The organism is Kiloniellales bacterium, assembly GCA_030066685.1.
Classification (GTDB): domain Bacteria; phylum Pseudomonadota; class Alphaproteobacteria; order Kiloniellales; family JAKSBE01; genus JAKSBE01.
Genome location: JASJBF010000008.1, coordinates 61,920 through 77,574, shown reverse-complemented (window position 1 = coordinate 77,574; position 15,655 = coordinate 61,920). Strand labels below are relative to the sequence as shown.

The window sequence follows — 15,655 nt, the reverse complement described above, 5'->3', positions numbered from 1 at the left end:
AAGGTTTCGTTGAATCCGGCCGCCCGTTGCGCATCAATGGTGGAAAACCAGACAATGAACAAAGCCATGGGAGGCAGCTGCGGGAATGCCGGCGAAGAGCGGCGTGACTCTCAATACCCTGGCGCAGGAACTGGGGCTGGCCAAGAGTACGGTTTCGCGCGCGCTGAACGGCTATCCCGACATCGCGGAGCAGACCCGCGAGCGGGTGCGCGGCGCCGCCGACCGCTGCGGCTATCGTCCATCCAGCATGGCCCGGAACCTGAAACGCGGCCGTGTCGATACCGTCGGCGTGGTGCTCACCGGCGAGGGCCCGGACATCGCAAGCCCCTTCTTCGCACAGTTCCTCCGCGGCGTGACCCGGGCCCTGGACCGCGAGGGCTTGGACCTGATGGTCGCGACCGCGCCCGGCCCGGACCGCTGGCGCGAGGCTTACGACCGGCTGATCGCCTCGCGCAAGGTCGATGGCTTCATCGTGACCCGGACCGAAACCCGCGACCCGCGCATCGCCTACCTGCGCCAGCGCGGCGTCCCCTTCGTCAGCTATGGCCGCACCGAGAACCCGAGCCAGTACGCCTGGTTTGACATGGACAACCGGCGCGCCTTCGCCGAGGCGACCGAACGGCTCGCCGGGCTCGGCCATCGCCGGATCGGCTTCATCGCCGCGCCCGGCGCCTTCAACTTCGCCCGCGAGCGGCTGGCCGGCTACCGGGCGGCCAGAGACGCCCTCGGTCTCGACGACGACCGGGCGCTGATCCGCCGTGCCGGCCTCAAGGAGGCGGACGGCTGGGGCGCGGCCGACGCGTTGATGGCCTTGGAACGCCCTCCGACCGCCTTGATCTGCGTGCGCGATGCCGTGGCCATCGGCGCCGCCCGGGCGCTGGGCGCGCGGGGGCTGAGGGTCGGCGAGGAAGTTTCGGTGATCGGCTACGACGACGTTCCACACGCCGAGTTCATGGACCCGCCGCTGACCACCTTCTCTCAGGAAAGCGAGACCGCGGGCACGCGGGTGGCCGAGATGCTGCTTGGCCTGATGCGCGGCCGCCGGGCCAAGGATCTTCAGGAGCTGCGGCCGGCGAAACTGATCGAGCGCGCATCGGACGGGCCGCCTGGCCGGACACCGGAATCGCTGCGGGCCCTGCTGAACGCGATCGCACAACGGCGCGGCGGTTCCAAGGAAAATGCACCAGGGAGTATGGAGGATGCTGACCAGCAAGGCGCGAGCGCCGATCGCGGCGGCCGCGGCGGCACTACTGTTCGCCCAGGCCGCCGCCGCGGACTCGATCCGCTTCTGGACCACCGAGGAGCAACCTGAGCGCCTCGCCAAGCAGGAGGCGCTGGCGGCAGACTTCGAGGCCAAGACCGGCGTGGCTGTCGAGGTGATCCCGGTCACCGAGACCGACCTCGGCAAGCGCGCGACGGCCGCCTTCGCCGCCAACGACCTGCCGGACGTGATCTATCACACCCTGCAATATGTGCAGCCTTGGGCTGAGGCCGGGATCCTCGACATCGATGCCAACACCGAGGCGCTGGAAGAGCTGGACGTCAAGACCTTCGCGCCGGGCGCCCTCGAGACGGCGGATATCGACGGCGACTTCGCCGCGGTTCCGGTCGATGGCTGGACCCAGATGGTGATCTACCGCAGGGATCTCTTCGAGGCCGCGGGGCTGGCGGCGCCAACGTCCTACGACGCGATCCGCGCCGCCCTGGCAAAACTGCACAATCCGCCCGAGGTCTACGGTTTCGTCGCGGCGACCAAGATCGACGAGAACTTCATGAGCCAGGTCCTGGAGCATGTCCTTCTCGCCAACGGCGCGACCCCGGTCGGCCCGAAGGGCATCACCGGCTTCGACGAGAAGAAGCTGGTCGAGAGCCTGGAGTTCTACAAGGCCATCGCCAAGGCCTCGCCGCCAGGCGAGCTCTACTGGAAACAATCGCGCGAGCTCTACTTCGCCGGCAAGGCGGCGATGATCATCTGGTCGCCCTTCATCCTCGACGAGCTGGCGGGCCTGCGCGACAGCGCGCCGCCGACCATCAACGACGATCCGACCAGCCGCGACCTGGCCGGCGCCAGCGGCGTCGTCACCGCCGTTTCCGGCCCTTCCAACCCGGAGGGCGCGGCCTGGGCGGACATCCGATATCTAGGTGTGACCACGAACGCCAATACCGATGCGGCGATCGAGTTCGTGAAGTATGCGCTGGACGAAGGCTATGTCCAAACCCTGTCGATCGCCCCCGAGGGCAAGTTCCCGGTGCGGCGCGGCGACGGCGACGACCCGGAGAAGTTCGTCAAGGCCTGGTCCGGGCTGCCGGTCGGCGTCGACCGCAAGGCGCCACTGACCGAGATCTATCCGCCGGAGGTGATCGAGGCGATCGTTTCCGGGCTCGATACCGCCCAGAGATGGGGCGTGGCCGAGGGCCAGCTTTCCGCCGCCTCCAAGGTGGTCAACAGCCAGATCGTCAATCGGGTCGTGCGCCAGTTCATCGACGACGAGATCTCGGCCGCGGAGGCCGCCAAGACAATCAACGCGGAGCTGGCAAAGCTCTAGGAACGCTTCCCGGTCGTCCGCCGGCGAGGAAAAGAAGGACACCATGTCGCCCAGGCCCCCTGCCGGTGCGCCCAAAGGCGCGGGCCCCTTGCAGAAGCGCGAGGCGCGACTGGCCTGGATGATGCTGGGCCCGACCTTTGCGATCGTCGCCCTGATCGTCGCCCTGCCGCTGCTGGCGAACTTCTGGATCAGCGCCAAGCCGATCCAGCTCGCCGACCTGCGGCCGCCCGCGCCCAAGGTCTCGGAGCGCGTGCGCGCCGAGGCGGTCGCCGCCGGCGAGGGCGTCGAGGTCGTCTACACGGTCCGCAACCCCTCCCCCAACCAGCCGCTCCGCGGCGTCGCCTTCGAGGACGCCGCGCCCGAAGGCGTCGTCTTGGCGGTCGAAGATCCGCGCTGCACCCTGGCGGACGGCAGGCTGCGCTGCGTCTTCGGCGACCTGGTGCCGCGGGCCCGCGAGCGGCTGCGCGCCACCGCGACCTTCGAGACCGCCGTCGAGGATGCGGAAGCTCTGCTCGAGGGCTCGCCGCCGCGGGTCGAGGGCGTCGGCCGCAACCCCCTGACCAGCCTCGAGTTCACGCTGGATAACTTCCGGCGCGTCTTCGACGCCTCGGAGTTCTGGGACGTGCTCTGGACCACCATGCTCTACACGGTGTTCGGCACCGGCGGCGCGCTCGTCCTGGGGCTCTTCGCGGCGCTGCTGCTCAACCAGGCCTTCCGCGGCCGGGCCTTCCTGCGCGGCCTTTTCCTCTTCCCCTATGTCGCCCCGGTGATCGCGGTCGCCTATACCTGGGTCACCCTGCTCGACCCCAACTCCGGCGCGCTGAACGCGATCCTGGCGCAGATGGGCGCCACCGATTCGCCGATCAACTTTCTCGGCCAAAGGACGGCGGCGAGCTTCAATCTCTTCGGCCTGGAGATCGAGTTCCGCCTGGCCCTGACCACGGTGATCGTCTTCGAGGCCTGGCGCTACTTCCCGCTCTCCTTCCTCTTCATCCTGGCGCGCATGCAGTCGATCAACACCGACATGTACGAGGCCGCCGAGATCGACGGCGCGACGCCCTTCCAGCAGTTCTGGTACCTCTCACTGCCGCAGCTCGCGACCATCCTGGCGATCCTCTTCCTGCTGCGCTTCATCTGGACCTTCAACAAGTTCGACGACATCTTCCTGATGACCGGCGGAGCCGCGGGCACGCGGACTCTGACCGTCGACGTCTACGAGCAGGCGATCGGACTGTCGAACATCGGCGCCGGTGCGGCGGTGGCGGTCGTGGTCTTCGCCGTCCTGCTCGCCTTCGCTCTGGTCTTCTTCCGCTTCTCGCCGAAGGAGGGCTGAGATGGCCGCAATCGCGCAACAAGGCGGCTTCGGGTTGCGCTCCGGCGCCAGCGTCGGCGCGGTCTCGGGCCTGGTCTTCGGCGCCTTGGGCATGATCGTGATCGGCGTGACCCTGGCCCTGGTCTCCGGCGCCCCGACGCGGCCGCCGGTCGGTGTGGCCGCAATCGCCGGGCTGGCCGGTGCCGCGGCGATCCTGCTGACGCCACAGGAATCGCGGACGGGGCGGAGCTGGACGGTCTCCTGCGGCACGATCCTGGCGGTCCTGCTGGTGCTGACCTTGGGCGCGCCCTTCGGCCTGCCGCTGGCCGAGGCGACCTTCTGGCAGGCGGTCGCGCTGCTGCTCTTCGCCGGCGCGGTGGCGCAGGCCAACTGGCTCTGCCTCGGCGGGGCGCCCCTGGGCCGCCTGAGCCGCTACGATTTCGAGCGCCTGATGATCGGCATCGCCCGGGGCGTCGGCTTCGTCCTCTTTACGGTCTTCGTGGCGCTGCCCTTCTACGTCATGGTGATGACCAGCTTCAAGAGCCAGGCCGCGCTGCTGGCCAATCCGCTGGACTTCTCCATCGACCTCGGGCGGGACGATCTCTTCGGCAGCTATATTGAACTCTTCGTCAAGTTCAACTTCGGCGACTACATCCTGAACTCGGCCATCGTCTCGCTCTCGACGGTGATCCTGACCCTGCTGATCGCGGTTCCGGGCGCCTATGCGGTCGCCCGGCTGCGCTTTCCGGGGCGCGACGTCTGGGCTCAGTCGATCCTGCTGATCTACATGGTGCCGGCCATCGTTCTGGTGCTGCCGATCTACGCCGTCTTCAGCCAGCTCGAGCTGCGCAACACCCTGACCGGCCTGATGTTGGTCTATCCGGCCACGACGATCCCGGTCGCGCTCTACATGCTGCAGGGCTACTTCCGTGGGCTGCCGGCCGAAATCGAGGAAGCTGCGCTGATGGACGGGCTGAGCCGGGCTGCCGTGATCTTGAAGATCACGCTGCCGCTCAGCCTGCCGGCGCTGGCCTCGGTGGCGCTCTACGTCTTCATGATCGCCTGGAACGAGTTCCTCTTCGCCTTCATGTTCCTCGACGACCCCGGGATCTTCACCCTGCCGCGCGGCGTCGCCTCCCTGAACTCCTCCGAGCTGCCGCGCGAGCTGATGATGGCCGGCGCGGTCATCGCGACCGTCCCGATCATGGCGATCTTCCTCTGGCTCGAGCGCTTCATGGTGCAGGGCCTCGCGGCCGGCGCGGTCAAGGGCTGATCCGATGGCCGATCTCGACCGGCGCGCCGCCGAGATCCTGAAGGCGAACGACCGGGACGGCTTCACCGTGCCCTCGGCGCGGCTCTATCCCCATCAGTGGAACTGGGACTCGGCGGTTGCCGCGCTGGGCTTCGCCGAGTTCGACCTCGACCGCGCCTGGACCGAGATCGAGACCCTCTTCGAAGGGCAATGGCCGAACGGCATGGTCCCGCACATCATCTTCCGCCACGACGGGGCGGACTACTTCCCCGGACCGTCGGTCTGGGGCTGCGAAGGGAGCCCGCCGACCTCGGGACATTCCCAGCCGCCCGTCGCCGCCACCGTGGTGCGGGCGCTCTACGAACGGGACCGCAGCGCGGGCGAGGCCCGGGCGCGCGCGCTCCTGCCGAAGCTCGTGGCCTGGCACCGCTGGTTCCACGAGACCCGCGACCCCGAAGGCCGGGGCGTCATCGCCGCCACCCATCCCTGGGAGTCGGGCCGCGACAACGCGCCGGACTGGGACGCCGCCATGGCCCGGGTCGATCCGGAGGGCGTGACCGCCTATGCCCGCCACGACATCCACGAGGTCGACCCCGCGATGCGGCCGACCCAGGACGACTACGACCGCTACGTCAGGATCATCGAGTGGGGCCGGGCCGCCTCCTGGGACCACCTGCGGATCACCCGGGAGGGGCCGCTGGCCGTAGCGGATCCCGGCCTGACCTTCATCCTGGCCCGCGCCGACCGGGATCTGGCCGCCCTGGCCGAGTCCCTGGGCGAGACCGCCCAGGGCGCGGAGATCGCCGCCTGGCTCGACCGGGCGGCCGAGGGCGCGGCCCTGCTCTGGCAGGCCCACCTGCGGAGCTATGCGGCGCTGGACCTGCGCAGCGGCCTGCCGGCCGATGGCGTCTCAAGCGTCGGCTTCCTGGCCTTCTACGCCGGCCTCTCGGATCCCCGGCGCGACGCGCGGCTGCTCGCCACCCTGGACCGGATCCTCTCGTCCGCGCCCTTCGGCGTGCCGAGCTTCGATCCGGCGCATCCCAAGTTCGATGCCCGGCGCTACTGGCGCGGACCGACCTGGCCGGTGATGAACTACCTGATCGGCCGCGGCCTGGAGGAGGCCGGTCTGGTCGACACCGCGTCCCGGGTCCGCGCCGACACCCGGCGCCTGATCGAGAGCGCCGGCTTCTACGAATACTTCGACCCGCGCGACGGGAGCGGCGCCGGCGGCGGCGACTTCACCTGGACCGCAGCGGTCTGGCTGGCCTGGGCCAGCCCCAGTAAAGCCTGATGGGCAAAGCCTGAAGGGCAAGGCATGACGGGAAAGACGCGAGGAGGGAGCGATGGGCGCGATCCGGATTGAGGGCGTCGAGAAGTGGTTCGGCGAGGCGCAGGTCATCAAGGGCGTCGACCTGGAGATAGAGGACGGCGAGTTCGTGATCTTCGTCGGCCCCTCGGGCTGCGGCAAGTCGACCCTGCTGCGGCTGATCTCCGGCCTGGAGGAGGCGAGCCGGGGGCGGATCCTGATCGACGGGCGCGACGTCACCGCCGAGCCGCCCTCGGGCCGCGGCCTGGCGATGGTGTTCCAGAGCTACGCGCTCTACCCGCACATGACCGTCGCCGAGAACATGGGCTTCGCGCTCAAGACCGCCGGCGCGCCCAAGACCGAGATCGCCACCAAGGTCGCCGAGGCGGCCAAGGTCCTCAAGCTCGAGCCGATGCTGGCCCGGCGGCCCAAGGACCTCTCCGGCGGCCAGCGCCAGCGGGTCGCCATCGGCCGTTCGATCGTCCGCCAGCCCGCGGCCTTCCTCTTCGACGAGCCGCTGTCCAACCTCGACGCCGCGCTGAGGGTCGAGATGCGCTTCGAGATCGCCAAGCTGCACCAGGCGCTCTCGGCGACCATGATCTACGTGACCCACGACCAGGTCGAGGCCATGACCCTGGCCGACAAGATCGTCGTCCTTCAGGGCGGCGCGATCGAGCAGGTTGGCAGCCCGCGCGCGCTCTACGAGCACCCGGCCAACGAGTTCGTCGCCCAGTTCATCGGCAGCCCGAGGATGAACGTCGCCGCCCTGGCGTCGAACGGCAGCGTCTTCCCCGCTCCGGGGGCGCCGGCCGAAGCGGTCAACGTCGGCCTGCGGCCGGAGCACCTCCGGGCGACCGAGGCCGGCGGCGCGGCGCTGCGCGGCCGCCTCGAAGTCTCGGAGTACCTGGGATCCGACACCATGCTCTACGTCGACTGCGGCGCCTTCGGCATGATGACCGTCCGCCACCTGGGCGACTTCGCCGCCCCACCGGGCAGCGAGATCGGCCTCAGCTTCGAGCCCGAAACCCTGCACTTCTTCAACGCCGAAGGCCGCCGGGTCCAGGCCTGAGGCCGAGCGGGAACGGTCTGCGTGGCATTGCGGCGTCCTCGCGGCTTGACGGCCGAGCCTTCGCGCCCAAGGTTTCAGGGGACGAGACGCACCCGACCACTGGTCTGACCCCGGATAGGCATCGCATGGACGACGGCACCACGACGCAACTTCGGCGCAATCCCCTATCCCGGGCGCTGTGGCTGCTTTTCGGGCTGACCAGCCTGGGCTTGGGCATCGTTGGGATCTTCGTACCCCTACTGCCGACGACGCCCCTGGTGATCTTGGCAGCATTCTGCTTCGCGCGGAGCTCCCAACGCCTGCATGGCTGGCTGACCCAGCACCCGCGCTTCGGACCGCCGATCGAAGCCTGGCGCCGCCACGGGGCCATCTCCCGCGCCGGCAAGCAGCTCTCCGTTCTGGCGATGCTGGTGGTCTTGCTCTTGAGCCTGGCCCTGTCCGTGCCCTGGGAGGTGCTGGGGATCCAGGCGGTGGTCCTGGCCGCCGTCGCGGTTTTCATCCTCAGCCGCCCCCTGCCCCCGGAGGAGCGCGACGAAGGCGGGTCCCTGCCGTGAGGTCGGCCGACCCGGCTTGCCAAAACGAACGGGATGGATCGTTATGGGGTCCTAAGCCGATCCAGAGAGCCATCCGGGGGAGGACAGCATGAGCAGCAACGGCAAGGTCGCGATCGTCACCGGCGCCGGCAGCGGAATCGGGCGTGCGGTGGCCACCACCTTCCTGAATGACGGCTACGGCGTCGCCCTAGCCGGGCGCCGCTTGGAGGCCCTGGACGAAACCCTGAGTCATGCGGGCGCGGCCGCCGAGCACGGCCTGGCGGTCTCCTGCGACGTCGGCGATCCGGACTCGGTGGCGAAGCTCTTCGCCGAGACGAAGGCGCGCTTCGGCCGCCTCGACGTCCTCTTCAACAACGCCGGTGCCAACGCCCCGCCCCTGCCGCTGGAGGACCTGACTCTCGAGCAGTGGCAGACCGTGGTGAACGTCAACCTGACGGGGATGTTCCTCTGCACCCAGGCCGCCTTCCGCCTGATGAAGGACCAGGACCCGCGCGGTGGCCGGATCATCAACAACGGCTCGATCTCGGCCCATGCGCCGCGGCCCAACTCGGCGCCCTACACCGCGACCAAGCACGCGGTGACCGGCCTGACAAAGTGCGCGTCCCTCGACGGCCGGAAGTACGACATCGCCTGCGGCCAGATCGACATCGGCAATGCCGAGACCGCCATGGCGATCAAGATGAAGGACGGGGTGCCGCAGGCCGACGGCCGGATCGCCGCCGAGCCCCTGATGGACGTCCAGCACGTCGCCGACGCGGTCCTGCACATGGCGAGCCTGCCGCTGGACGCCAACGTCCAGTTCATGACCGTGATGGCGACCAAGATGCCCTTCGTCGGCCGGGGCTGAGCCCGTTCCGAGGGCGCCCGCTCTACCTGCACCACGCGCAGAGCGAGGCCATCGGGAACTCGAGGCGGGCATCGTTGACCGCCTCGATGAACATGACTTGGCCGTCGATGTTACGGAAGCGCAGATCGGCGGTCCCGTCGGTCGCGACCTGGCCGCTGTCCAGGTCGACCGCCGAGGACGGGGGCACGACGATGCGTTGCGTCCGCCGGGCGCCCTCGGGCTCCCCGACCTTGTCGTAGAGCGTCACCGATTCCAGGATCAGGCTGAGCGCGCGGCCGTCCCCCGGCAGGCCCCAGGAGAACAGCAGCTTGCCATGCACATTGCGATTGCTGCGCAGGATCGCGATGCCCTTTTCGCGGCGCCCGGCGGGGAGCACGAAGACGCCCTTCTGTCGCGTGTTGAAGGTCGAGCGGGACAGGCGCCCGCTCTCGACCTCTACGTAGCGCCCTGGATCGACCAGAAAGCGCCCGACCATGAGCTGGTCGAATTCGTCCGCGAGACCGGCCGATTCCCGCCGCGGCGGAAGGCCGGAAAGCCCCTGCGGGCGATCGAGCCGTGGCGGTGGCGCGATGGTCGCCGTATCGGAACGCTGGGAGGCCTCGGCGACCCGCCGCTCCAGCTCCGCGCAACGCTTGAAGGTGGCGTCGATCGAGGTCTCGGCTGCGACGAGCGCCGCCTCGATCTGCGACCGGTGCCCGGGAACCTGGTCCAGGGCCGGCGGATTGCGCTGAAGATAGGCGTGGAGATACTTGACCGAACGGGCCCAATCCAGCGCATCGCTGGCCGCCTTGCCCCTGAGGAAGAGATCCCGGTCGCTGAGGATCGGCTCGGCCCGCAACCCGGTCGGCGCCCAGAAGGCCAGCGCCAAAGCGACGAGCGTCGGCAGGCATGGCCCGCGGGCTCCCCAGCCGCCTCGCCGACGAGTTTCGGAATTTTCCTGAGTCATCATCTACCTGATCCTCGCCTCGCCCGCGAAGCCGGCAAATGCCGGCCCTGCGCCGGCAACCGACGGCGATTACGAGCAACCATCCGGTGGCTGTCCTGCGGCACGGACCCCCTGCCTCTTCTCAGCGCCAAGCGCCCAGGGCCGCAGAGGCCCGATGAGACGGCGGGGCCGCCCCTAGCGCAGTGGCAAAGACCACAGGCAGTCCGGACGCAGCGCGCCCTTTCCCTCGCTCCGAGGTGGACGGCGGCCGGCACCGCGCCTATCTAGAGTCGTCGACGTCCGAAGAGCGGCGGCGCGGAACCGGAAATCGAGAGGGGTCTGTCTTGGATTCGCTGACGCAATTCCTGCTCGGCGCCGCGGTCGGGACGGCCGTCTTGGGGCGCCGCGTCGGGCCGCGCAAGGCGGCCGTGGTCGGGGGTCTTCTGGGCACCTTGCCCGACCTGGACGTCATCGTGCCCTTCGAGGATCCGGTCGACGCCTTCGTCCTGCACCGCGGCCCCAGCCATTCCCTGATCGTCCAGGCGGTGGTCACGCCGCTTTTCGGCGAGGCGCTGGTCCGGGGCTTCAAGGACCTGCGCGCGCACCGCGCGCAGACCTACCTGGCGGTCTACCTCTGCTTCGCGACCCATGCCCTGCTCGATGCCATAACGGTCTACGGCACCCGGCTGTTCTGGCCGCTCTGGCCCGAGCCGGTCGGCATCGGCTCGGTCTTCATCATCGATCCCCTCTACAGCCTGCCGCTCCTGGGCGTGCTGCTCTGGGCGCTCTGCCTCAAGGCCTGGACACCCCGCTTTCGCAACGTGCTTGCCGCGAGCCTGGCGGTCACGACCGCCTACCTGGGCTGGAGCCTGGCAGCCCAGCAGGTCATGCAGGCCCGCGGCGCCACGGCACTGGCCGAGGCCGGCGTTGAGCCCCAACGCCTGCTGGCCCTGCCGACACCTTTCAACACACTGTTCTGGCAGGTCATCGCCATCGAGGAGGATCGCCACATCAGCCTCTACCTGCCGGTCTTCGGCCAGGGCAAGACCGTACCCTACGTTCATCCGCGCAACATGGACGCCGGGCGTTGCCTCCAAGCCAGCCCGGCCTTCCAGAAGCTGGCGGCCTTCAGCAAGGGCTTCTTCCGGATCGAGCGGGAGGACGGCGAGATCCTGATGGCCGATCTGCGCATGGGCCTCAACCCGGGCTACGTCTTCCGCTTCGCCATCGCGCGGGAAACCGCCGATGGCATCGAACTGGTCCCTCCCGAGCGCCGCCGCAGCCAGCGCACGGCGCCGGGCGACTGGGACTGGCTTCTGGCGTCCGTTGCGGGCGAAGTCGTGTCACGCCCCTCGGAAGCCGCGGCCGCGGTCCAGATGTCAGCCCTTGCGTCCAGGGCAGGCTCGGCCGGCGCCAGCGCCGTCTGCTGAGCCTCGAGGAGAGCGGGGAGCGGCCCGAGAGACCGCCCCCGCGTTTGGACCCCTTCTTGCCAAGGCCTGGACGTCAATCGTCGTCCTTGCGGCCGCGAACGCGCTCGACGGTGATCAGCACGGTCGGGTTCCGCCAATCGTAGGCGGCCGGGATGAGGTCGCTGCCGCCCTGGATGCCGCGGTGGACGTGGACAAAGCCTTCCGCCTCCTCGGTCTGACGCTCGTTGCTGGATTCGGGGGGGCAGGCCGGACCCGGGATATCGTCACAGTCTTCGGTGTTCGCTTCGCTACCGGAGTCCCAGGCAGCGACGGCGACGCTCTCGGTTCTGAAGCGGCTGACCCTCAAGCTGTCCAGGAAGAAGAAGGCGTCGTTGGAGTTGACCAGCATGCCGACGCCCGAAAGCACGTCGCCACGGCCGATGTCGAGGGTCACGCTGAGACGACCGCCGGGCGGAATCGGGCCTTCGGCAACGACGACGTCGCGAACCTCGTCAAGGGTTTCAAGCAGTGAGGCCAGATCGCTGGCATCGCCATCCTCGGCCACGGTGGCGAGCGGCGCCGAGGCCTCTTCGCCAGCCTCCGCCAAGGCAATCGAGCTGCGGTGCGACACGATCAGCGGCGGCGAGATCGGCTGACCCGCGGTCAGGTTGGTGATGGTCACCTCGAAGGGCGCCGCCTGGGCCAGGGACCCACCCGCCAAGAGAGTCGCCAAGGCGATGGAAGCGGCAGTCGTCGTTTGCCGGAAAGACATGGCATCATCCTCTGGTTGCTACTGTGCGATGACAACAGGACCCGGGCGGCACGGCGAGGTTCCAGGAACGCGCTGTCGCGGCCAACACAAGCGGGATTTGACCGGCGCGGCAAAACAACTCGGCTCACGCAAACGTAAAATTAGATTGATTCAAAAGTCAGGCCGCTTGAGGCAGACTGTCCGCTCGCGTCCCCCCTTGCGGCCCGGTTTCCCCGCCAGGGTGCAAGGCGCGCTCGCGCGGCTCCTGTGGGTTTTCCCACAGGCCTCATTCGTTGTAGGCAGCATGATCCAGCCTTCCGCAGAGGATCGATCCACGGAAGGTGGACATGATCTTTCTCGATGCTGCCGCCTGGTTTATATCGCTGATCGTCTTGCTGGTCGTGGCCAAGACCAAGTTCGACCAGCCGCCGACGCGACGGTCCGGGACGACTTGGTTCCTGTTCTCCGCCGGGCTGAGCCTTTACTTTCTGCTTACGCTGTCCATCTGGACGCTGGTCATCCTCACGCTACGGGGCGGCGGGAAGATGCTGGCGGACTTCAGTTTCGACATCCCGGACGAACTCGCCTTCGGGATTCCGGTCGTCGCCATGCTCCTCGTCGTCTTGTCCTGGTACGACAGCAGGGTGAAGCGCCTGGACGCCGGGGCAAGAAGCATCTGCGAAAGGCTGGCCGCGACCCCGCGGGAAATGGACAACCTCGTCTACCGGATTACGCGGCAGTCCGTGTTCCGGCTCTGCGGCGATCCGCAGCCGGATTGCACCGAGAACGATCCGGCCCTCGTCGAGAAGATCATCGCGGCCGGGCAGAAGCTGGAGATCGACGGCAAGGCTTTCGACTTCTCCAACACGGACCCGAACAAGTCTCTCTTCACGAAGTCTTTCACTATTTTCTATTTCTTTCTTCTGGAGCAGAACAGCCTGCCGAAGAGCTACCGCCTCTTTCTCGCCAAGCACAGCGGGATTCTGAACCCGCTCGAGAAGGACTTCAGGGAGTTTGTGCAAGAGGCGAGCGATTTCTTCAGGATGTCGGCGCCGAAGAAGGAGTATGCCGAGCTTTTCCGCGAGAGCGGGCAGAAGATGTTCGTACGCCTCGCGGAGATCCTGGCGCGCGCGGTTCTCTTCGTGGAGCGGACCGAGAACAGGCGCTATCGGCGGCTCCAGGAGTTCGGCTTCGAGATCGAGAAGGCGCATTCCTTCATCGGAATGAACCAGTATCTCACGATCCTGATCGCTTCGATCGGCTTCTTCATACTGTACTTCATGCTGTTCCCCGGAACCTCCGGCTTTGCGAACGGTTTGTTCCAAGCCCTGATCATATCGGTCGAAATCTGCATCTCGACGGTGGTCGGGGTCCTGGCCGCCTACAAGACCCTCGATCAGGCGGACCGGTTCAACTTTCCGCCCGTGGCGAAGTTCGTGCTCTTTGCGCTCTCGGCGGTGGCGATCTCCAGCCTGGCGCGCTTCGCGATCTTCGCGGCACCGCTCGTGCCGAGCGAGGGCTTCGCGGCCCTCGGGACCTCGGCAGCGGCGATTGCCGAGCGCTGGCCCTGGCGGCTGATGCCAATCTTCTTCTCCTTCGGCGTAGCGATGGCCTGTCGTCAGGCGAAGGCCCCGGAGGCCTCTCCCGCCCGCGTCGCCTTGCTCGGCGGGACGATGCTCTTCGTCACCTGCAGCTTGGGCATGGGGCTGATCGATCTGCTGTTCGCCACCCTGCCGGCTTCGGGGCCCGGATGGCCGGGCATCATCAGCGCCTTCGTCGTCGGCGGCGGGATCGGCGCCGTGATCTCGCTGCTCTTCAGGAAGTCCCTGGAGCGGGAGGAGGAACTCGAAACTCGGCCCAAGCTCGAGACGGCCAAGCCCGCTTACCTGTTCGGAGTCTAGCGCAGTCTCCGCTCACGCGGAGCCGGCTCCGCGACACATCGCAATCGTCGTTTGCCGTCGACCGCCGGACACGGTTCTATGTGCCCGGGATCACCCGTCGGGAGGCGAAGCATGAAGGTCGAGGGACGGCACTACCGGACGATCTGGGTCGCCGAGGACGGCTGGACGGTCGAGGTCATCGACCAGACCAAGCTGCCGCACCGCTTCGAGGTTCTGCCCTTGAAGACCTGCGAGGACGCGGCCTGCGCCATCGAGACCATGGTCGTGCGCGGCGCGCCCCTGATCGGCGCGACGGCGGCCTACGGCATGGCCTTGGCGCTGCGGGAGGACGCCTCGGACGAGGGCCTGGAGCGCGCGCACGACCGCCTGCTGCGGACCCGGCCGACGGCGGTCAACCTGCGCTGGGCGCTGGACGAGATGATGGCAGCGCTGCGCAACCGGGCCCGCGGGGAGCGCCCGGCGGCGGCCTACGCCCGGGCCGCCGAGATCTGCGACGAGGACGTCGAGATCTGCGCCGCGATCGGCCGCAACGGCCTGGCGGTCTTCGAGGAGATCGCCGCGAAGAAGCCGGGCGAAAGGCTCAACGTCCTGACCCACTGCAACGCCGGCTGGCTGGCCACGGTCGACTGGGGCACCGCGACGGCGCCGGTCTACATGGCCCACGACAAGGGCCTCGATGTCCACGTCTGGGTCGACGAGACCCGGCCGCGCAACCAGGGCGCGGCGCTGACCGCCTGGGAGCTGGGTAACCACGGCGTGCCGCACACCGTGATCGCCGACAACACCGGCGGCCACCTCATGCAGCACGGCCTGGTGGACCTGGTGATCACCGGCACCGACCGCACCACCGGCAGCGGCGACGTCGCCAACAAGATCGGCACCTACCTCAAGGCGCTGGCGGCGCGGGACAACGGCGTGCCCTTCTACGTCGCCCTGCCCTCGCCGACCATCGACTTCACCCTGACCGACGGGATCAAGGACATCCCGATCGAGCAGCGCGGCGGCGAGGAGGTCTCGCGCATGACCGGGCGCACCGCCGACGGCCGGATCGAGACCGTCTCCATCGTTGCCGAGGGCTCACCGGTCGCGAACTACGCCTTCGACGTGACCCCGGCCCGCCTGGTCACCGGCCTTATCACCGAGGCCGGCGTGGCCGAGGCCAGCAAGGAGGGCCTCGCCCGCTTTTTCCCCGAGCGGGCGAAGGGTGGCTAGCTGTCAGGGGGCCGGAAGTGTTCTCGTCCGATCCGACCTTGCTGAAGTTGCGCCGCGCTGGCGTCGACGACAGTGGCCCGCTGACGCAGCTTGCTTTCAGATCCAAGGCCTCGAACGGCTATGACAAGGCATTCATGCTTGCCTGCGTGGCCGAGCTGAGCGTCGATGCCAGTTCGCTTGCGGCGGGAGAAATCTGGGTCGGCGAAGACGAGGCCGGACAGGTGCTGGGCTTCTTCGATCTGCGCGTCGAGGCAGAGCGCGCCGATGTCGAGGCCTTCTTCGTCGAGCCGGACGCGAAGGGCCGCGGCATCGGTCGCCGGCTCTGGGCGTGCCTCGAGGAGCGGGCAACGGCCCTGGGCGCCAAGCGGATCACCATCGACTCCGATCCCAAAGCCCTGCCCTTCTACCAGGCTATGGGCGCAACTCTCATCGGCGACGCGCCCTCCGCATCGATCCGGGGCCGCAGGTTGCCGCAGCTGGAGAAGCGACTTCCCTGAGCGCACCCAAGAACGACCTCTCAAGTCGCCGGAACCTGGGCTGATCCCGTCCGAAGGAGATTTGCGTCATCACA

At 68.3% G+C, this 15,655-nt stretch carries 14 protein-coding genes; 12 read left to right on the top strand and 2 right to left on the bottom strand.

What is annotated here, in order from left to right; translation table 11 throughout:
• Positions 1-85: 85 nt before the first annotated feature.
• From QNJ30_07295 to QNJ30_07260, 8 genes are all read left to right on the top strand, one after another.
• A complete protein-coding gene (locus tag QNJ30_07295) occupies positions 86-1,312 on the top strand; it encodes a substrate-binding domain-containing protein (GenBank protein MDJ0943251.1) in 1,227 nt (408 codons plus the stop codon).
• Complete coding sequence (locus QNJ30_07290; GenBank protein ID MDJ0943250.1) at positions 1,200-2,546, top strand: extracellular solute-binding protein; 1,347 nt, start codon at positions 1,200-1,202, stop codon at positions 2,544-2,546. Before QNJ30_07295 ends, QNJ30_07290 begins: the two co-directional genes overlap by 113 nt.
• 43 nt (positions 2,547-2,589) lie before the next feature.
• Entirely contained in the window at positions 2,590-3,879 is a 1,290-nt protein-coding gene (locus tag QNJ30_07285) for a sugar ABC transporter permease (GenBank protein MDJ0943249.1), read from the top strand.
• A 1-nt stretch (position 3,880) separates the two neighbouring features.
• Complete coding sequence (locus tag QNJ30_07280) at positions 3,881-5,131, top strand: carbohydrate ABC transporter permease (GenBank protein MDJ0943248.1); 1,251 nt, start codon at positions 3,881-3,883, stop codon at positions 5,129-5,131.
• A gap of 4 nt (positions 5,132-5,135) precedes the next feature.
• Positions 5,136-6,401, top strand: a complete 1,266-nt coding sequence (locus tag QNJ30_07275; GenBank protein MDJ0943247.1) for a hypothetical protein — start codon at positions 5,136-5,138, stop codon at positions 6,399-6,401.
• Between the two features lie 52 nt (positions 6,402-6,453).
• A complete protein-coding gene (locus QNJ30_07270) occupies positions 6,454-7,485 on the top strand; it encodes an ABC transporter ATP-binding protein (protein ID MDJ0943246.1) in 1,032 nt (343 codons plus the stop codon).
• A gap of 125 nt (positions 7,486-7,610) precedes the next feature.
• Complete coding sequence (locus QNJ30_07265; protein ID MDJ0943245.1) at positions 7,611-8,039, top strand: YbaN family protein; 429 nt, start codon at positions 7,611-7,613, stop codon at positions 8,037-8,039.
• An 88-nt stretch (positions 8,040-8,127) separates the two neighbouring features.
• A complete protein-coding gene (locus QNJ30_07260; GenBank protein ID MDJ0943244.1) occupies positions 8,128-8,886 on the top strand; it encodes an SDR family oxidoreductase in 759 nt (252 codons plus the stop codon).
• 22 nt (positions 8,887-8,908) lie between these two features.
• Here QNJ30_07260 and QNJ30_07255 read toward each other — a convergent pair whose 3' ends face one another.
• Entirely contained in the window at positions 8,909-9,754 is an 846-nt protein-coding gene (locus tag QNJ30_07255; GenBank protein MDJ0943243.1) for a hypothetical protein, read from the bottom strand.
• 401 nt (positions 9,755-10,155) lie between these two features.
• On the opposite strand from QNJ30_07255, the gene QNJ30_07250 reads away from it, so the two are divergent.
• The gene (locus tag QNJ30_07250; GenBank protein ID MDJ0943242.1) at positions 10,156-11,241 is read left to right on the top strand and encodes a metal-dependent hydrolase; all 1,086 of its coding nucleotides are present in this window, start codon (positions 10,156-10,158) and stop codon (positions 11,239-11,241) included.
• A gap of 73 nt (positions 11,242-11,314) precedes the next feature.
• Here QNJ30_07250 and QNJ30_07245 read toward each other — a convergent pair whose 3' ends face one another.
• Positions 11,315-11,992 carry a spondin domain-containing protein gene (locus tag QNJ30_07245; protein ID MDJ0943241.1) on the bottom strand — a complete coding sequence of 226 codons (678 nt, stop codon included), beginning with the start codon at positions 11,990-11,992 and terminating at the stop codon, positions 11,315-11,317.
• 326 nt (positions 11,993-12,318) lie between these two features.
• Here QNJ30_07245 and QNJ30_07240 point away from each other — a divergent pair, with 326 nt between their 5' ends.
• The 3 genes from QNJ30_07240 (at position 12,319) to QNJ30_07230 (ending at position 15,581) form a co-directional block, all read left to right on the top strand.
• On the top strand, positions 12,319-13,872 hold the full coding sequence (locus QNJ30_07240; protein ID MDJ0943240.1) for a hypothetical protein: 1,554 nt from the start codon (positions 12,319-12,321) through the stop codon (positions 13,870-13,872).
• 111 nt (positions 13,873-13,983) lie between these two features.
• On the top strand, positions 13,984-15,084 hold the full coding sequence (gene mtnA, locus QNJ30_07235; protein MDJ0943239.1) for an S-methyl-5-thioribose-1-phosphate isomerase: 1,101 nt from the start codon (positions 13,984-13,986) through the stop codon (positions 15,082-15,084).
• 17 nt (positions 15,085-15,101) lie between these two features.
• Complete coding sequence (locus QNJ30_07230; protein MDJ0943238.1) at positions 15,102-15,581, top strand: GNAT family N-acetyltransferase; 480 nt, start codon at positions 15,102-15,104, stop codon at positions 15,579-15,581.
• Positions 15,582-15,655: the final 74 nt, after the last annotated feature.